The organism is Prolixibacteraceae bacterium, from assembly GCA_019856515.1.
GTDB lineage: Bacteria > Bacteroidota > Bacteroidia > Bacteroidales > Prolixibacteraceae > Halosquirtibacter > Halosquirtibacter xylanolyticus.
This window is the reverse complement of record CP082230.1, coordinates 2,724,643-2,743,965: the sequence shown is the minus strand read 5'-3', so window position 1 is coordinate 2,743,965 and position 19,323 is coordinate 2,724,643. Positions and strand designations below refer to the sequence as shown.

The following is a 19,323-nucleotide window of genomic DNA, read 5'->3' as shown; positions in this document are numbered from 1 at the left end:
TGCTTACACAAGGCGAAGAGATAAAAACATAACCTTTTCCTACAGAGATGTCTTTTAACAAAGGAGAAACAAAATAGGACAAAAGGATATAGTTCATCTATTGATACAATTGGTATAATATTATATTTTAGCTTTCTGAATCTAAAATATGTAGAACATGGCATCTATAGATAAAACAAATAGCATCTATTCAAAAGAGTTATATATCATCACCTTCCATTTAATGGAATTAATGAAAGAGAGTAACTTATTCTTCTTCACACGAGTTCTTTGGAATCTCAATCTTCAAAAAGAAGGGGAAAAGAGATATTCACTCCTACAAGTAGAAAAATATATATCGGAATTAACCTCTAACAACTTACTCACACTAAAAAAAGGAGACACACTAGTATTCACGACTTTCGATTGGCAAAAGAAATATGGTAAAAAGATATTTAGTGATCAAAAGCTTGGTTCTATTCTCATTAAGAAATTAGAAGACGACACTTCCATCTCATATATAAATAAAATTAGTTCCCTCTTAAAGTTGTGCGATGTAGACACTGTAGCAAATTTCTTTGCACAAGAATTACTGTATAACATCTCGGAAAAGACTGGTATAAAAACAACTATCGAGGATAATGAGAAGCGATCTGCAATCAGAAAGGTCATATCTCACTCTGATATATATCAGAATACTGAATTTATTAGAGCTTTATATTCCACTATTTCTGCACAACAAAATAAAATTAGTAGGTCTTTACATGAAACTCTTTTATCCATATCCATCGACAATATTCAACATGAAATTCTTTTTAAGATAGTCGAAAATTATCCTAGCTTAACAAACCTAAAGAATCAACTCCTAGACTTTACAATAGGTGAAAAAATATTAATCGGAAACAAACAGGAGATAGAAGGTATTAAGTCAAAATACCCCTCATCATTCAATGATTATAAACTACCTTGGTTCGACGACCTGAACAGTCTAGAAACCATTCCTATCGACACAATCAACTTGTGGACAAACATTCACATGAACCAAAAATCAAAGAAGTTATTTGTCCCTGGATATAGAGGTATATTTATCGCTCTTATTTTAGTCAAAAATAATGATGACAAATCTATAAAGTCACTCTTAACCTTAGCCAATGATGGTATCAAGTACTACAAAGACTCTTCTTTAGAACTCACTAACGACTATATTATATCATATAAACTTCTAAAGCTCTATGTTCATGAATACCAAGGGAAAGAAGCAGATGGGGATTTAAAATGGAAAAGATTAATTCATGGACAAGATGAGTTCATCTCGCTCCCTACAATTATTGGACTATGGGTAGCCAAATGGCTTGGCAAAGAGAAATTCTTTGAATCCATATATCTAAAACATAGAGTAGAGTTTATAAAATACATTTCATACAGCTTTACACAGCGGATTGTTTTTGAACTAGAAGAGAGTAGCACGAATAAAATATCTAAATTAGTGAAGCTACCTTCCATCAATTTTAAAGATCGTAAGCACTTTTACTCCTACAACTTTGTTCCCAAAAAAGAGACGTGGAGTAAGGCATTAACATTAATTCGAACTCTTAAAAAAGAGGAAGAGAAACATAACCAATCTTGTATCATGTGGACAATAGATACAGATGATTACGATGAAGACATGATTCTTAGTGCCTACGAAAGATCTTTCAACAAGAATGGTTTAACTAAAGGTCATTACATCCCAACGCCACTTCTACATACATCTCCTCCCTCTTCTGCCACCCCTTTGGATATACAGATAGCCCGACTATATGAAAATTGTGACTTTAATGATGATCACGTATGGATTGCATCCATACTTTATGAATTGAAAAAGCATCCTCATGTATATACTGACAACAACTACAAAAATCGTGTTGAAATACTTGAGCGTCCTTTTATTGTAGAAATTGAAAAAAAGGAAGAAGAATATCATATCAGGGCAAACCAAAGAGTCAAAAAACCCTACTCCTATAAAGAGACAATAGATACTCAATTTACGGTGACCAAAGCAACGGGTACTGAGATAAGATTTTCTAAGATCCTCACTGAATGTGATGATTTAATTACGATACCATTCGAACAATGGCCTCAATTCCAAGAGAGCCTAAAAGGGCTGTCCACAAAACTTTTTATCGATGGAGACCCCTCGGATTCAACGATAACTATTCAAGAGAGTATCGCTCAACCCATCATCCAAATGAAACCATTAGGTGAACAGCTTAAAGCTGAATTCCGTATCAAACATCACGAAGCTCAACAATATAATAGTAAATTGAATGATAAAACACAAGAGATGATTATCGAAGGGGAAACAAGATCCTTTCTTGTGAGAACAGATAAACAGAAAGAGTCAAAACTAAAAAAAGAAATTATTAATACATTTAAATCATCTAACTTCCAACTAGATAAAGATGAACTATTAATTATTTCTAATGATCCAATAGACTCTTTGGAACTACTATCATTCATTAAAGACCAATTTAACCGATGGACCATATTATGGCCTGAAGGAGAAACGTTTAAACTTGCGAATCCTATTACAGAGAAGGATCTAAATATGCAAATAGTGACCACTAACGGATGGTTTGAGTTTAATGCCAATTGGCAGACAAATAACGACAATGTAATGTCGTTAGTCGAACTACTTAAACGCTCTAACAATGGTCATAATCGCTACATCCAACTTGACGACCAAAGCTATATCTCTGTAAGTGAATCTTTACAAAAGAAGATCCAACAGATCGCCTCTTTTGGTGAAATACCTCTACAAGAGGATCAACCCATTCGTATCCATCCTATGCTAATGGAGCTGTTCGACGATTGGTTCCAAAACGACCAAATCGAAATACCATCACAATGGCAAAAGAGAAGAGAACAAATACAAAAGGTTGACAAGAAGAAATTTACGGTTTCTAAAGACTATAAAGCCGAACTGAGAGACTATCAAGATGAAGGGTACCAATGGATGTGCAAGCTCTACGAACTGGGTTTAGGTGCATGTCTAGCTGACGATATGGGGCTAGGTAAAACGATCCAAATACTGGCGCTATTAGATAAATACAAAACCAATGGTCCATCTGTAGTGGTTGCTCCTTCAGCTGTTACCATCAATTGGGAGAAGGAGATTGCGCGTTTTGCCCCATCTTTAAACTGCAAACTACTTCCTTTGAAGAACAGAGCAGAGTTTGTAAAAACACTTACCAAAGGGGATGTATTGATTGTTAGCTATGGGGTGTTACAATCCAACACAACACTACTAGAAGAAAACAAATGGAATGTGGTGGCACTAGACGAAGCCCATGCCATTAAAAATAACCAAACATCACGCTCTAAATCGGTGATGAACCTAGAGGCTAGATTTAAAATTGCTGCAACAGGTACACCTGTTCAAAACCATCTAGGAGAACTGTGGAACCTATTCCAGTTCCTAATTCCAGGACTATTAGGCAACTATAAATCTTTCCAACTAAAATACATTACAGGAGAGCATGCCTCCCAAAACAAAGAACTCCTAAAGCAACTCTTCAAACCATTCCTTCTTCGAAGAACCAAAGAAGAAGTGTTGACCGAGTTGCCTGAAAAAACAGAGATCATACGTGAAATTGAACTGTCCAAAGAAGAAAAAGAGTATTACGAAGCCAGTAGAATTGTTGCACAACAGAACATCGAAAATGCCGATGATGGGAAAGCTCGATTCCAAATACTATCCGAGATCACCAAACTACGCCAAGCATGTCTATCTAGTACACTGGTCGACCAAAATACAAAGCTCGATAGCTCAAAACTAAAAGCCTTCGAAGAGTTGATATACACCATCCTCGATGGAGATCATAAAGTACTTGTTTTTAGTCAATTTACAGGATACCTGAAAATGATTGAAGCGAAAATAAAGGAGCTTGGCTACGAATATTGCTATTTGGATGGTAGCACCACCAAAGCCAAAAGAGCCAAACAAATCAAGACCTTCCAAGAAGGAACACCAAAGATATTCCTTATCAGTCTTAAAGCAGGAGGACTCGGACTCAACTTAACCGCAGCAGACTATGTTATCCATATGGACCCATGGTGGAATCCAGCCATCGAAGATCAAGCCACCGACAGAGCTCATCGTATGGGCCAAGAAAAACCAGTAACAGTCTATCGACTGATCACTAAAGGAACCATCGAAGAGAAGATCATTGCACTGCACGACACAAAACGCAATTTAGCCGATCAAATCTTAGAAGGTACTGACACCTCTTCCACATTAGATCTTAATGAACTAAAATCACTATTGTCCTAAAACATAATTAATCAATTCCCATAATGAAACAACCATCTTCATTATGGGAATCTTTCTTTTCAGCCAAAATATATGGATAAGTGATATGAAACACATATCTATCAATTTGTATCATCAAACGCCTACTGGAATAGATTCTATATTGTCATAATTATTATAGTGTCATCAGAAATGATCGATTTACATCATCAAAAGAGATCTCCACTACCGATATTAACAGGTCGAGTTATTCAATATAATCCATCTATTTTTGATGCAACAATGCACTGAAAGTGCATATTGTAACATGAGCTCGAAACAAATGAGTTAGTTCATTTGACCAATAAACTGATCTAATTTATGATGATAGATACTGACATAAACTAGAAGGTTGTTGCACTAGATATTGAGGATAATTTCTCAGAAACAAAAAAACATTCTTATTATCCACAAGTTTAAATCATTTACACTAAACATAATACATGTAACACTCTAATAAAAAACACATTACCTTCTTGTATATATGATCTTTAATTACTATCATTGCACTAACTTAAAATTTAACATTATTTATAATGAAAAAACTAATCTTTTCACTTATTGTATTAGGGGGGGTATGATGTCATGCCAACAAGAAGCCTTGGATGCAACAAGTAATACGGTAGATGCAAGTGCCTTTGAAATCTTACCTACTATTTCACATAGCGAAGCACAAACCAAATTCGCTCAGATTCTTTCAAAAGCAGTGTACAACGATGAAGCAGTAAGAAGCTTCATCCAAAAAGAAGCACTGAAACAATTCGATTGTGACTATGATATTCTTTATGGTAAAGTAAAGAATCAAGAAGTAAAAGAGGGGATCACCTTCAAACAAGCTTTGGATGTATATGCAGAAGATGTAAACTCACTGGATCAAATCGAAAAAAGTGCTCCACTAATCAATATTCTATTTCCTAACTTAGAATCATTCGGAGGTATGAACGCAGAAAAATGGGATATATCCGACCAATACATTGGAATTGTCACAGATCTTGGTAATCCTAACAACACCGTTCTGAGCAATGGAGATTCGGTTAGTTATATTCCTTCTAATGAGATACCAATGTTTCCACTCCTGATCGTAAAGAATAGTGAAAGAATGGAGGTGAAAACTCCTGCAACAAAATCCTCTCAAGCGATCTATAGCTTTAAGTATGATCAATTCAATCCAGCATACTATAATACAAAAACAAAATCAAGAGCATGGATTGAACCAACAAATATGGCGAACAAACATTGGACCACATATGGAAAATACTTATATGTAGAAGAAAGTGAGATAGATCCTCGTATAATAAAAGCATATAACGAGAATGACAATAACCTTTGTCAAAGAGAGTACATCTATTATAATTTAGATAAAAACCATAGAAGTTTTAATCATGACAATTTAAATAATAAGATTCGTGAACGTATCTATGCGATGCAAATCACCTATAATGGCTTAGAATATCTCTCAAAATCAGAGGTAGAACCATATGACCCTTCAATTAACGGCATGACAAAGACTGATATTGGTAGTAATGACCGAATAGTAGTACGAAAAGAAAAACATCGAGGACAAGATCTTTACAAAATGTTGTGGGACGGTTCGATATATACCTTTAAATTTGATATTGGAAAAGTCAAAGGAGATAAAGTTGATATCGAATCAAAAAGAATCATGCCAGTCAATATCAGAGAAGCATTTGACATTTCACATGTTCATATTGATCGGCTTACACCAAATTTTGGCAGAAGAAGTCGAGAATACTACACAGTTAGACCTGAATGGATTAAACCGAAATGGATTAAGTTCGATATTTTATCTAGACTCCAATATTGGGATCCTTTTACCGAGTCTAAAAGTGTACTTATCAATATCTTTGAACTCGACACTGGTATAGAGAAAGAAGTTACAACCACCACAACTTTTACTACAACTAATAAATTAGACATTTCAGGTGGGGCAAGTACGACCGTAGGGGGAGCAAGTACTGCCACAGGCACCAAACCTTCGGTAAATCTAAATCTAAATGCGGCATATTCACATCAATATCAAAAACAGATTTCAACTCAACTCAAATTTACAGTAACAGACTCTACAGATCTTGTTGGTAGTGAACACCTTAAATTCGAAGACGAAATTATCTTAATGGACCCCAAAGCTAAGCCCAAGAATCTTGATGGGAAGAAATACTATCCTATTAAACACATCCCATATGGACGCATTGTTAAACTTGCAGTTTTTCCAATGCCAACGAATTACAAACCCATCACCAAATCAGGACCGCCTAAAAGCACCTCACATTCACCTTCTAACACAAACCAACCAAAAGTTATTCTACCTCCAGGATTCATCAATCCAGGATCTCCGATTGCTAATCCAAACAATGGAATGTGCTCCCCTAATAGAAGACCAATGGTACTTGTAGCACCAGGAGAAGAACCTCCCATCTGCAAGAAAGATCCTTCTATGTATGAAGACTAAATTTAAAATAGTCCGATTGATATTAAGCCTCAATCGGACTTTATAAAAACTTACACCATGAAGAAATTAATTATTTTTGCATTAGCTCTAATTGCCCTTTCATCTTGTTCAAATGATGAGAATCAAAATAATATACCAAACCATGTGATCGGCAGATATAAAATGGTTAAATGGGAGTCTTCTGAGGATATTGATGTAAACCGCAATGGGAAACATGAGGACATGCTTGTTGAAGTAGAATCAGCCCAATTAGGATTTCGATCAGACTTTTGCAATTTTATGCTTGATGTACATAACTCTGGAGACAAAACATACTTTTCCTATACAATTCCCAAAGTATTAATCAGAGATTATGACGATCCCCATATGCTATCACTAGAATTTGATTTATGGACTATCAATAGTCAAGAGTGTTATCAAAATACTGATAAAAGTGTAGGTTTCAAAACAGATATTGCAACTAAATGGAATGATAATGACTCTTTTGAAACTATAGAATACCGAAACGACACCATCATTATCAACATGACTGCTGAGTTTCAGAATCTAAAAGATCCTAGATTTGTGTATCTATCAGACATTACAGTATATTACAAAAAAGAAGACCGATAACAAATTTGCTATCTCTTATTCAATTATCCACCCAAGACTAATTCTATTTGAATGAATTATCTCCATCTATATATATTCCTTGCTTCAATATTATTTAGTTGCAAACAAACAGATAGTTTAGAACCACAATCCAGCGAGACATTAGTGATCTATATGGCAGCAGATAATGACCTCAAAGGCAATGCGCTGTTGAATGTATATGATATGGTAGAAGGCATAAAGGAGGATCAGAAGGTGATTGTTTTTATGGATAAGGGGGATAAAAGCTCCTACCTTATGGAGCTCAACAAAAAGAATGGTACGGCTATCCACCGACAGGTGGTTAAACAATATCCCGATCAAAACTCGGCGGATAGCCATACCCTCCATCAGGTACTCAAAGAGGTGATCGAGAGATATCCATCCCAGCAGTATGGATTGATCTTATGGTCACATGGCACCTCTTGGTTTCCTGCCCCAAAACCCAAAACCAAATCATTTGGTGTGGACAAGCAATCTACGATGGAGATCCATGATCTCGCAACGGCATTGCCAACAAAATTTAAATATATCCTTTTCGATGCCTGTTTGATGGGAAGTGTAGAAGTGGCTTCTGAACTACAAAACACCTCCGATTATCTTATTGCTTCTCCAACGGATATATTAACCACAGGAATGCCCTACCAAAAGATACTGCCAGTTCTTCTTAATACACAGCTTACTATTGAAGACAGACTAAAAGAGGTGTGTAAAACCTATATTGACCATTACAAACAAAAAGAAGGGAGGATGCAATCCGCAAGCATTGCTCTGTACAACCTAAACCATATCCCAATGGTTCAACTTGTCATGCAAAAGGTCATTTCCTCTCGACCTAATACAAAAGTCAAAGCAACAAATGTGCAGAAATTTCATAAAGAAGCCGACTGCTATGATCTGATGGATATGATAGATAAAAACTATGGAACCAAAGCAGCAAATCAAATGCAAACAGCACTATCTTCTTTTATCCTCTTTCATGACCACACAGAATATTTTCAAGAAACACTATCACTAAAAAACAGCCATGGGATCAATTGCTATATTCCTGTTGACCCAAATACCTTCTACCTGGAATTCTACTCCAACCTTCAGTGGAGTAAAACAACCCAATACCACAAAGCCATCTTCTAAAACAAAAAAGAGAATCAGTAACATTTGAACTTGTGAATATTGACACATAAATCAAGCTCGAATAAGGTGCATTATGCTCACGACCTTAACCCTATCAACACGCAAACCACATCCCCCCAACGTCAACACACTGCTATCTATCCATTCAACATCCAATAGTGCTTAGTTTGTGCCAATTCATTGGCACGAGAGGGATGCCCCATCCATAGTGTTTTATCAAAAACAGGGATACAGTAGCAAGGCGCAAGGCGTGCCAATGAATTGGCACAAACTAAGCAAAACCCATTACAATGGAATGGATAGTATTGGGTTGGGTTGGATGTTCAGCTATTAAGACCGACGATGTAAACGGTGGACGGTGTAAAATTAAACACCGTCACACCGTCTTTACACCGTTGTCTAACTCTGTCTAGAGTTGATGAAAAACAGAGATAACCTTATACTTCCCTATGGAATACCCTATACATCCACCCTAGATAATCCGTCTCTCATCCGTCCTTAATATATCCTTAATCCGTCCTTTGTCCATGATTTGTCCATCATTGATCCATGGTTCAGCCATCAAAAACCCCGAAATCGATGGACGAACCATGGACGAACCATGGCTAAAGCATGGACAAAGGACGGATTAAGGATATATTAAGGACGGATTAGGGATATATTAGGGACGGACTAGGTGAGGAGAAGGTAGCAAGGAAGTACGATTGATGCAGGAGGATGACTTCTGTTTTGTGTGATGAGTAAATAAAAACATAGGCAATTTAAACTTTGCGATCGATGAATTGTATAATAGAGATAAGGTCTTTACTAAGATCCTGAACTGCACTATTTTTAATGTCTCTTAAGGAGAGGTCTACGGTACAATAATTTCTAGTAGCCTCTTCTATCAAAAAAAGAGGAGAAGGGGATGGATTTTGTATGCAGAGGGTGAAGGATATTTATCATGAGTAAGGGGCTGATTGTTGGGCTTTGATTCTATATATATTGAGATGAAATTAACCGAATTACATATACAACAGGCTTGGCAACACAGGCTGTATAGATTGGATAATCTGACGAGTAGTGACGGAAAGTTGATTGAGGTGATTCATCCTGGTTATCTTCATCATGATGCTGGTCCCGATTTTTTTCAAGCACGAATACGCATTGATGGTACGCTTTGGGTTGGGAATGTCGAGATTCATCACCGATCTTCTGAATGGTATAGTCATGGTCATGATAAACAGGCATCGTATGATAATGTCATTTTGCATGTGGTATTAGAAGAGGATAGGAAAGTATTTCGAAGAACGGGGGGAGAGATCCCGTGTCTAGAGTTGGTTTTGTTATCCGAATTCACAGAGAAGTTAGAGGAGTGGGAGTCTTGCAAGCAGTGGTTGCGATGTGATGTAATGGCAGGTGAAATTCCGATGCTTCACTACCACTTTATTCTTCAACGATTGGCGGTGGATCGTTTGGAGCGAAAAGCGGATGAGATGAAGTCGTTATTACAATGGAGTTTGAACGATTGGCGACATGTGTTTTACTATCTGTTGGCACGCAGTTTTGGATTCCGAATCAATAGCGACCCAATGGAGCAGTTGGCACGATCGATACCACTCACTATATTATCGAAAGAGAGAGATGGTATAGATCGTTTGGAGGCACTATATTTCGGACAATCGGGGTTACTTCCAGAGAAGAGCAGAGATCCATGGGTAAGCCGATTAATTTCGGAGTATCAGTTTTTGAAGAACAAGTATGGTTTGATACCGCTAGATAGAGGTATTTGGAAGTTTATGCGGACGCGTCCAACAAATTTCCCAACGATACGTATTGCACAATTTGTTTCGTTGATAGCACAGAGCACTCATCTCCTATCTCAGACCGTAGAAAAAGAGAACATCCAAGAGGTGGTAGCACTTTTTGATGTAACGCCGTCGGAGTATTGGCACACCCATTACCAGTTCAAGGGGAGCAGTACGTTTAAGAAAAAGAGGTTAAGCAAAACGGCGATCTACAATATTATTATCAATACTATCATTCCTTTTTTGATGGTTTATGGGGAGAAGCTCAACCGAGAAGATTGGAAAGAGAAGGGGTTACATTGGCTTCAGACAATTCCATATGAGAAGAACTACATCACGAAGATGTGGCAACAACGAGGATTCAAACTAGTTCATGCTATGGACTCGCAAGCACTCATTGCCTTACACCATCAATACTGTATGAGAGATAAATGTTTAGAATGTGACATTGGACATGTTTTATTGAATAATTTAAAGCATTAATTCTGAAATTGTGGTACATTTGGTAAAAAGGAAAATTAGTTATATCGCTTAATGAATCAGTTTAAACATAAATCAACAAAGACACTCAGAATAGGAATCTCTATTTTTGTATTAATTCTGACTTTTGGTATTGTTGGTTATATGGTTCTTGAAGAGTACAGCTTTATTGATGCGCTGTATATGACCATCATCACCGTCTCTACCGTAGGATTTGGGGAGATCAAGCCACTCTCAGAGGTGGGACGACTTTTCACTTCGGCATTGATATTGATGTCGCTCGGTAATTTGGCCTACTTAGGTACGGCAGTCGTGACCTTTATTGTAGAAGGCGAACTGTTTGAATACATAAAAAATAACAGAGTGAATAAACGTATACATAAACTAACCGATCATGTCATTGTTTGTGGTTTTGGCCGCAATGGAGAGCAAGCATGCTTGGAGCTTCAGGACCACGAGCAAGATTTTGTCATCATAGAGAAACGAGACAATGTTATCGATCGGATCAAAGAGTCTCCCAACATGTTATACATAAAGGGAGATGCCACCCATGAAGAGATTTTGATTGCTGCGGGTATAGATAGAGCAAAAGCTTTGATTGCCACCACACCTAATGATGCAGACAATGTTTTTGTGGTGCTTACGGCCAGAGAGATGAATCCCAATCTAAAGATCATTAGCCGTGCATCGGAAAGAGGCTCGGATATGAAGCTAAAGAGAGCTGGGGCAAACAATGTGATCATGCCTGAACGCATGGGTGGACAACGTATGTCAAAGTTGGTTATGCAACCTGATGTCGTGGAGTTTATGGAATATGTACTACTTCAAAGCAATAAGGATGTGGCCTTGGAAGAGATTGGATGTGACTATATGTGTCGCATGTTTGAGGGGCGCACTATCGACGAGTTGAAAAGAATTGATGTCTCTGGAATCAATATTGTGGGGGTAAAACAGAAAAGCGGAAAATATATCTTCAACCCGCAAGACAATTACGAATTAGACCGAGCAGATAAACTGTTTGTTTTAGGTTCAGTAGTGCAAGTTTCAGAGTTTAGAAAAACGCTAGAGAGAGGAAAATAAAAATGTTTTGGATAATGTATTTATCCTATTGGAATTCACAACATTGACAAAGCGATAGAAATATTCAAAATAAACGTATTATAATGGAGATTGGACAACAAAAAATATTAACTTTGTTGCGAATTTTCAGTTGATTCTGCGCGGTTGCGATATTAATTTATGTTGCTGCGTGGATATTGTATCATTAATTAAATTATTCTAAGATGTATTTAACTTCAGAAAAAAAACAAGAGATTTTTGCTAAACACGGAGAGAAAGCAACAAACACAGGTTCTGCAGAAGGACAAATTGCGTTGTTTACATTCCGTATTGCACACTTAACAGAACATTTGAAAGTGAACCGCAAAGATTTCTCTACACAACATGCACTTATCAAGTTGGTAGGTAAGCGTCGTAGCTTGCTTGATTATCTTAAGCGTAAAGATATCGAGCGTTACCGTGCGATCATCAAAGAACTTAACTTGCGTAAATAATTTTATAAAGAGAGGTTTTACCCTCTCTTTTCTGTTTTCGAAAGGCCCCACCCATTTATCTTTCGATTATTAATTTTTTGAAATTATGATTCAACCTGTAGTTAAAACAATCGATCTAGGCGATGGAAGATCCATCTCTATCGAGACTGGAAAGTTGGCTAAGCAAGCTGATGGATCGGTTGTAGTAAGAATGGGTGATACAATGTTGTTGGCCACAGTAGTTGCGGCTACTGAAGCAAAAGACAATGTTGATTTCATGCCACTTACGGTAGATTACCGTGAGAAATTTTCAGCAGCAGGACGTTTTCCTGGTGGATTTACTAAAAGAGAAGGACGTCCGTCAGATGACGAAATCCTAGTTTCTCGTTTGGTAGACCGTGCCTTGCGTCCACTTTTCCCAAGTGATTTTCACGCTGAGACTGTAGTAATGATCTCTCTTCTCTCTGTAGGAGAAGGAGATATGCCTGATGCCCTAGCTGGCTTGGCAGCATCTGCAGCATTAGCAGTTTCAAATGTTCCATTTGAAACTTACATCTCTGAAGCACGTGTTGCACGTATCGCAGGAGGTTATGTGATTAATCCAACCTATGATCAGTTGCAAGAGGCAGATCTAGATATTATGGTGGGTGCAACTTACGACAACATCATGATGGTAGAAGGAGAGATGGACGAAGTGTCTGAGCAGGAGATGCTAGATGCTATCAAAGTCGCTCACGATGCCATTCGCGCACAGTGTACTGCACAAGAAGAGCTTGCAAAAGAGCTTGGTGTAGAGAAGCGAGAGTATTGTCATGAGGAGTCAGACGAAGCTTTGGAAGCGTCAATCAAAGAGATGTGTTACGACAAATGTTATGAGATTGCAGCCATGGGGCTTGCAGACAAGCATAAGCGTAGCCAACTATTCTCTGAGGTAAAAGAAGCATTTGTTACAGCATATAGCGAAGGAAAAGAAGAGAGTGAGATTAACTCTTTCCTTATCAATCAATACTATCATGATGTACAAAAGGATGCGGTACGTCGCTGTGTACTTGATGAAGGCCAGCGTTTAGATGGTAGAGAGACAACAGAGATTCGTCCTATTTGGGGAGAGGTAGATTACTTACCTCGCGTCCATGGTTCAGCAGTATTTACACGTGGAGAGACACAGTCTCTTACATCTGTAACACTAGGAACTAAGTCAGATGAGAAGATCATTGACAATGCGACCCTACAAAGTAGAGAACGATTCTTGTTACACTACAACTTCCCACCTTTCTGTACAGGAGAAGCTCGTACTCCAAGAGGAATCTCACGTCGTGAGATCGGACATGGAAATCTAGCTTATCGTGCACTAAAAGGAATGATCCCAGCAGATTATCCTTATGTGATTCGTGTGATTTCAGATGTATTGGAGTCGAACGGTTCATCATCGATGGCAACAGTTTGTGCAGGTACTATGGCACTAATGGATGCAGGTGTTCAAATTAAGAAGCCTGTAACTGGTATTGCAATGGGCTTGATTACAGACAATGAGAAATTTGCTGTGTTATCTGATATTTTAGGTGATGAAGATCACTTAGGAGATATGGATTTCAAAGTGACAGGAACTCGTGATGGTATTACGGCTACACAGATGGATATCAAAGTAGACGGACTTCCATACGAAATTCTAGAGCAAGCATTAGAGCAAGCACGTCAAGGTCGTTTACACATTATGGACAAAGTAGAGGAAGTAATTCCTGAAGTTCGTGATGATTATAAGCCTTTTGTTCCACGTATTGTGAAGATGGCTGTACCAAAAGATATGATTGGTGCGATCATTGGACCTGGTGGAAAGATTATCCAACAAATTCAAGAGGATACACAATCTGTGATCTCTATTGAAGAGAAAGATGGTCAAGGTATTGTAGAGATTTCGGCGACTAACAAAGATACTATTGAGGCTGCACTAGCTCGTATTAAAGCTATTGTTGCTATTCCTGAAGTAGGCGAAGTTTACAAAGGAAAAGTAAAATCTATTGTTGCATTCGGTGCATTCGTTGAGATTATTCCAGGAAAAGATGGACTTCTTCATATTTCAGAAATCGACTGGTCTCGTCATGAGAACATGGACGGTTTGATGAAAGAGGGAGATGAAATCGAAGTAAAACTGGTTGATGTTGACAGCAAAACTGGTAAGTTAAAGCTTTCTCGTAAGGTGTTGCTCCCAAAACCAGAAGGTTATGTAGAGCGTCCACCACGTAGTAGAGAAGGTGGCAACCGCCGTGAAGGTGGTAATCGCCGTGAAGGTGGTGATCGCAGAGAGAATGGTGGCAATCGTCGCCCAAATAATAATTAAGTAGAACCTTTTAGATAAAGACTACTTTTACGAACGAACGAACGATAAAAGCCCACTCTCCATTTGGAGGTGGGCTTTTTTTATTCCATTTAAGTTAACAGTATTTTAAAATCGAAGAAATCACTGTCATAACCTTTTTTTTCTGATAAAAGTTTCGTAATCTTATCTATAATAATTCAAGGTAGTAGAACATCATAAACTTAATAACACGTGAAAGATTCCATCGTTATCATTCCCACTTATAATGAGAAAGAGAATATCGAAAAGATGATTCGTTATGTGATGAACTTAGATCATGACTTTCATATTTTGGTTATCGACGATGGTTCTCCAGACGGGACTGGAGACATTGTAGAGACCTTATCTCGTGAGTTTCAGGACCGCGTATTTATCGAACACCGATCAGGGAAACAAGGTCTAGGCACTGCATATATTCACGGTTTTAGATGGGCATTGGCTCATGAGTATGAATTTATATACGAGATGGATGCAGATTTCTCACACAATCCAGATGATCTGATTCGCCTACGCCAAAAGTGTGTAGATGGAGCGGATCTAGCTATTGGATCACGCTATATCTCTGGAATCAATGTTATCAATTGGCCATTGGGCAGGGTACTGATGTCCTATGGAGCATCCATGTATGTTCGTTTGGCAACAAGAATGCAAGTGATGGATGCCACCGCAGGTTTCAAGTGTTATCGCCGAGGTGTTTTAGAGAAGATACCACTTGATAAGATCAAAATGAAAGGCTATGGATTTCAGATTGAGTTGAAGTTCACATCATGGAAATATGGCTTTGAGGTTCAGGAAGTACCGATTATCTTCACCGACCGACAAGAGGGGACATCAAAGATGAGTGGAGGTATTTTTAGTGAAGCTTTTTTTGGTGTGATAAAGATGAAGTTTAATAGTTTTTTTCGAAACTATAAGTAATAGCTGCTACATATTTAAATGAGGTTGGTATAACAGAAACACTTTGGAGGCAGTCATACCAATTAAATCGTACGATAAAATTGTAATAGTTTCAAATATAGGGAGAAATACAGCTATGTTTTCTCCTATATTTGAAACCTATACACCCTTCTTATAATGGTTTTATCTCTTCTCTACGGAATACAATTAAACTAGAGTTATCAAGATAATCACGACTAATCATTTTACCAGGAAATCCAGGGGCTTTGACACCTGATTGGAAGAATCCGTGTCCTAGGAATACTCTAGCTTCATCCCATAGTTCTTGATCAATTAAAGACTTTAGGGTTGCAGGCCCACCTTCCACAATTAGGGACTGTATATCTCTACGGTGTAGGTCTTCTAGAAGTTGAGACCACAAAGGCAGGTCTTTATCTAACACAACAAACTCTGTATTATTTACAGGTGGTGTTTCAACGAAAGTGTATATCACTGTAGGTATCGAGCCATCGAACAGTTTTTGTTCTTTAGGGACACGTGCATTTAAATCTAACAAAACCCTTAATGGATCGCGTCCTTTAGTCCACTCTCTTACCGTCAATGATGGATTGTCTTTTACAGCCGTTTGTGTTCCAACCATAATGGCATCTTCATCAATTCGAGTTTTATGTACGGCGACCTTCGAAAGCTCATTGGTTATCCATGTTGGTTGACCATAGTTCTCCTGTGTGCGGTCGATATCCATGTAACCATCAAGAGTTTGTGCCCATTTTAGAATAATATAAGGGCGTTTGTATTGATGGAATGTAAAGAAACGACGGTTGAGTTCATAACATCGATCTTCCAAGAAAGATTCAATGACTTCCACTCCAGCCTCTTTCATCATCTGTATCCCTCTGCCCTTTACTTTGGCAAAAGGATCTTTAATGCCCACCACCACTCTTGGCATTTGAGATTTGATAATGAGTTCGGCACAAGGAGGTGTTTTACCATAATGAGCGCATGGTTCTAATGTCACATATATAGTAGAATCACTAAGCAGTTCTCTATTTTTTACGGCAGCAATAGCATTAACCTCAGCGTGAGGACCTCCATACACTTGATGGAACCCTTCACCAATTATTTTGTCTTGATGAACAACAACAGCTCCGACCATTGGGTTTGGAGCAACACGGCTCATTCCAAGACGGGCAATCTCTATGGCACGCATCATATATTTGGATGCAACATCAAAAGGGTAGTTCATAGTATTGATGATAATTTCTGTGGCTAATTAAATGATATTTTATTAAAGGAACTTATACCCATTACAACGAAGGATATCTTTGTGTTCAATTCCAAGTATATTTCATTTTTTAAATATCACCATAGGGCGAAGGCTATGCCTCTATTGCCCCCTAAGCAGCATGAAATATAATCGAAACTATTTATCTCTCATTTTAAAACAGAATAGGTATAAGATCGTATCTTTGCGTACAAAGATAAAAAATGCTGTAAAGTTATTTCATGAAAGAGGATTTCAATTCACTACAAAGATCATTAACTGAACATTATGACCCACAGGAAGCACAGGGTATGATGAAGCTTCTTGCAATGCACTACTTAGGTATCACCTCACTTCAGTGGTTCACGAAAGATTTTGGGGATGTGGAGACCGAAAGATATCAAGAGTTAGTAGTAGCTGTCGATCGTCTTCTTCAGAACGAGCCACTACAGTATATCGTTGGAGAAGCTGATTTTTATGGATTCACGTTTCATGTCAGCCCATCAGTACTTATCCCAAGACCTGAGACGGAGGAGCTTATCGAATGGATCTTAACAACAACAGAGGATGGGAAGAAGATTTTAGATATTGGAACTGGAAGTGGTTGTATTCCTATAACATTGAAGAAACACCTGCCAAAGAGCCTGTTGTCAGCGATTGACTACTCATTAGATGCTATAAAGGTAGCCAAACAAAATGCAGAACTACTACAGGTAGATGTAGAGTTTTTGGAAGACAATGCTCTTGCGCTGTCCCAAGATATGATCGATCGAAAATGGGATGTTATCGTTAGTAATCCACCTTATATCCGTACTTTGGAAAAAGATGAGATGCGAGATAATGTATTGCTTCACGAACCAGATATGGCTCTTTTTGTTAGTAATGATGACCCGTTAATTTTTTATCGAGAGATTGGAAAGTATGGGATTTCGAATTTAAATGATGGAGGCACTCTATTTTTTGAGATCAATCAATATTTAGGAGAAGAGATGGTTTCACTACTAAACGATTTAGGTTATAGAGAAGTAACTCTTCGAAAGGATTTATCGGGTAATGATCGCATGGTTAGAGCCGTAAAGTAAGATGGGAATGAGAGTGTATACAAAAGAGCAAGCATTACAGAGAGTCGCTGCTTTATGTAGCAAAGCAGAGAAGTGTGTTTTTGATATTGAGAAGAAGCTCTATCAATGGGGAATGGATCAGGATGACGTAGATGCCATTATTGAACGCCTGCTTGAAGAGAAATTTATCGATCAAGAGCGTTTTGTGCGCTACTATGTAAAAGATAAACTCACATTTAATGGGTGGGGAAAACAGAAGGTGTGGTTTAACCTACAGCAGAAGCACATCTCTTCAGATCTGTTCCAAATGGTGTGGGAAGAGATGGATAAAGAGCAATATAATGAACAACTCGTTAGACTACTACTTAAAAAACGTAGAAGTCTAAAGAGTGTGAATCCATGGGAAGAGAAGCAAAAGTTGATGCGATATGCTGCTGGACGAGGATTCCAGATAGATGAGATCTATCGTGCACTAGATGTGGTAGCGGCAGAAGACGACGCGGCGGGTGCTGATGGAGAGGTATAACTTTCCCCCCAGTTTAGATTGTAGGTCATGGATGCTTGAGACTGAAGCCTTGTAGAGGAAGCACTTTCATAGACATTCCCTACGATCTCAAACATGACAGCATCTCCATTATTGACCTCTACATTGTTATAGCCTTTACCATCCGTAAGTGTTATTACTCCATTTGGATCCCTCGAGAGAGAAGATTGACTTAGCATCACATCTCCTTTATAGACATAGGCTCTATAGTTCGCAGCACTTGTCATCCAATTCCACGTTAGCTTATAACTGTTGTTTTCAGCATCATATACAATGGTATATATTTCTGTTGGGAGCACAATAGATTGTCCCAGAGTATTCTCTTTTACTCCCGAGCTACTATCATCCACATTCGTTGCTGAAAATTGATAAGTCCCTATTACCGGAAACTCTTTCACATATGAGCCATTATTGGTAGGAAGAATCCATGACTTATCCTGTCCTACGAATTTCGACATTAACAATGTCTTAGATTGAATATATTCGTCCTCCTCATTGGTATATGCAGGAACATCCAATGTCACATTGGCTATATTCTGATAAGAATAAGCATAAGCAGTTAGAGCGTATAGTGTATCATTTCCATCTTTACGTATTTTTGTATATACATCTACGTCCCAATCTAGAGAGGAAGAAGAAGTACATGAATTAAGCATCATTAAAGCGATGAATATCACTAAAGTCTCCAAGGTTTGTTTCATATTATTGTTGTTTTGGTCCATTCTCAATATTTTCCCATCTGTAATGCAAAAATACAAATTTAATGTCAGCCCATTGATTTCCAAGAATAAAAATCAAATATTCAGCCTTTATAATATTGTTTTTTAACGCAATAAAGAGATAATAATGGCATAATTTT

General features: G+C 37.9%; 13 protein-coding genes. 11 read left to right on the top strand and 2 right to left on the bottom strand.

Going from position 1 to position 19,323, the window contains the following annotated elements; all coding sequences use genetic code 11:
- Window positions 1–157 precede the first annotated feature (157 nt).
- From K5X82_09845 to K5X82_09805, 9 genes are all read left to right on the top strand, one after another.
- A complete protein-coding gene (locus K5X82_09845; protein QZT35625.1) occupies window positions 158–4,291 on the top strand; it encodes a DEAD/DEAH box helicase in 4,134 nt (1,377 codons plus the stop codon).
- Window positions 4,292–4,886: 595 nt separating this feature from the next.
- Entirely contained in the window at window positions 4,887–6,779 is a 1,893-nt protein-coding gene (locus tag K5X82_09840) for a hypothetical protein (GenBank protein QZT35624.1), read from the top strand.
- 57 nt (window positions 6,780–6,836) lie between these two features.
- A complete protein-coding gene (locus K5X82_09835; GenBank protein QZT35623.1) occupies window positions 6,837–7,391 on the top strand; it encodes a membrane lipoprotein lipid attachment site-containing protein in 555 nt (184 codons plus the stop codon).
- 51 nt (window positions 7,392–7,442) lie between these two features.
- Complete coding sequence (locus K5X82_09830) at window positions 7,443–8,543, top strand: hypothetical protein (GenBank protein QZT35622.1); 1,101 nt, start codon at window positions 7,443–7,445, stop codon at window positions 8,541–8,543.
- 989 nt (window positions 8,544–9,532) lie between these two features.
- Window positions 9,533–10,813 carry a DUF2851 family protein gene (locus tag K5X82_09825; protein ID QZT35621.1) on the top strand — a complete coding sequence of 427 codons (1,281 nt, stop codon included), beginning with the start codon at window positions 9,533–9,535 and terminating at the stop codon, window positions 10,811–10,813.
- Between the two features lie 51 nt (window positions 10,814–10,864).
- Entirely contained in the window at window positions 10,865–11,890 is a 1,026-nt protein-coding gene (locus K5X82_09820; GenBank protein QZT35620.1) for an NAD-binding protein, read from the top strand.
- 203 nt (window positions 11,891–12,093) lie between these two features.
- The gene (rpsO, locus tag K5X82_09815; GenBank protein QZT35619.1) at window positions 12,094–12,363 is read left to right on the top strand and encodes a 30S ribosomal protein S15; all 270 of its coding nucleotides are present in this window, start codon (window positions 12,094–12,096) and stop codon (window positions 12,361–12,363) included.
- An 85-nt stretch (window positions 12,364–12,448) separates the two neighbouring features.
- A complete protein-coding gene (locus K5X82_09810) occupies window positions 12,449–14,680 on the top strand; it encodes a polyribonucleotide nucleotidyltransferase (protein QZT35618.1) in 2,232 nt (743 codons plus the stop codon).
- A 267-nt stretch (window positions 14,681–14,947) separates the two neighbouring features.
- On the top strand, window positions 14,948–15,616 hold the full coding sequence (locus K5X82_09805; GenBank protein QZT39110.1) for a polyprenol monophosphomannose synthase: 669 nt from the start codon (window positions 14,948–14,950) through the stop codon (window positions 15,614–15,616).
- A 151-nt stretch (window positions 15,617–15,767) separates the two neighbouring features.
- Here K5X82_09805 and ribD read toward each other — a convergent pair whose 3' ends face one another.
- Window positions 15,768–16,841, bottom strand: a complete 1,074-nt coding sequence (gene ribD, locus K5X82_09800; GenBank protein ID QZT35617.1) for a bifunctional diaminohydroxyphosphoribosylaminopyrimidine deaminase/5-amino-6-(5-phosphoribosylamino)uracil reductase RibD — start codon at window positions 16,839–16,841, stop codon at window positions 15,768–15,770.
- Between the two features lie 260 nt (window positions 16,842–17,101).
- Here ribD and prmC point away from each other — a divergent pair, with 260 nt between their 5' ends.
- Window positions 17,102–17,941 (top strand): peptide chain release factor N(5)-glutamine methyltransferase, encoded by an 840-nt coding sequence (prmC, locus tag K5X82_09795; protein ID QZT35616.1) that lies wholly within the window; start codon window positions 17,102–17,104, stop codon window positions 17,939–17,941.
- A gap of 7 nt (window positions 17,942–17,948) precedes the next feature.
- Window positions 17,949–18,446, top strand: a complete 498-nt coding sequence (locus tag K5X82_09790; GenBank protein ID QZT35615.1) for a RecX family transcriptional regulator — start codon at window positions 17,949–17,951, stop codon at window positions 18,444–18,446.
- Here K5X82_09790 and K5X82_09785 read toward each other — a convergent pair.
- Window positions 18,383–19,165, bottom strand: a complete 783-nt coding sequence (locus tag K5X82_09785; GenBank protein QZT35614.1) for a hypothetical protein — start codon at window positions 19,163–19,165, stop codon at window positions 18,383–18,385. The genes K5X82_09790 and K5X82_09785 overlap by 64 nt on opposite strands.
- Window positions 19,166–19,323: the final 158 nt, after the last annotated feature.

What these genes read in the sequence shown, in the direction of transcription:
- K5X82_09840 (QZT35624.1), top strand. Translation starts at nt 4,887, where the DNA reads ATGATGTCATGCCAACAAGAAGCCTTGGATGCAACAAGTAATACGGTA.
- rpsO (QZT35619.1), top strand. Translation starts at nt 12,094, where the DNA reads ATGTATTTAACTTCAGAAAAAAAACAAGAGATTTTTGCTAAACACGGA.
- K5X82_09835 (QZT35623.1), top strand. Translation starts at nt 6,837, where the DNA reads ATGAAGAAATTAATTATTTTTGCATTAGCTCTAATTGCCCTTTCATCT.
- K5X82_09805 (QZT39110.1), top strand. Translation starts at nt 14,948, where the DNA reads ATGATTCGTTATGTGATGAACTTAGATCATGACTTTCATATTTTGGTT.
- ribD (QZT35617.1), bottom strand. Translation starts at nt 16,841, where the DNA reads ATGAACTACCCTTTTGATGTTGCATCCAAATATATGATGCGTGCCATA.
- K5X82_09820 (QZT35620.1), top strand. Translation starts at nt 10,865, where the DNA reads ATGAATCAGTTTAAACATAAATCAACAAAGACACTCAGAATAGGAATC.
- prmC (QZT35616.1), top strand. Translation starts at nt 17,102, where the DNA reads ATGAAAGAGGATTTCAATTCACTACAAAGATCATTAACTGAACATTAT.
- K5X82_09785 (QZT35614.1), bottom strand. Translation starts at nt 19,165, where the DNA reads ATGAAACAAACCTTGGAGACTTTAGTGATATTCATCGCTTTAATGATG.
- K5X82_09830 (QZT35622.1), top strand. Translation starts at nt 7,443, where the DNA reads ATGAATTATCTCCATCTATATATATTCCTTGCTTCAATATTATTTAGT.
- K5X82_09810 (QZT35618.1), top strand. Translation starts at nt 12,449, where the DNA reads ATGATTCAACCTGTAGTTAAAACAATCGATCTAGGCGATGGAAGATCC.
- K5X82_09825 (QZT35621.1), top strand. Translation starts at nt 9,533, where the DNA reads ATGAAATTAACCGAATTACATATACAACAGGCTTGGCAACACAGGCTG.
- K5X82_09790 (QZT35615.1), top strand. Translation starts at nt 17,949, where the DNA reads ATGAGAGTGTATACAAAAGAGCAAGCATTACAGAGAGTCGCTGCTTTA.
- K5X82_09845 (QZT35625.1), top strand. Translation starts at nt 158, where the DNA reads ATGGCATCTATAGATAAAACAAATAGCATCTATTCAAAAGAGTTATAT.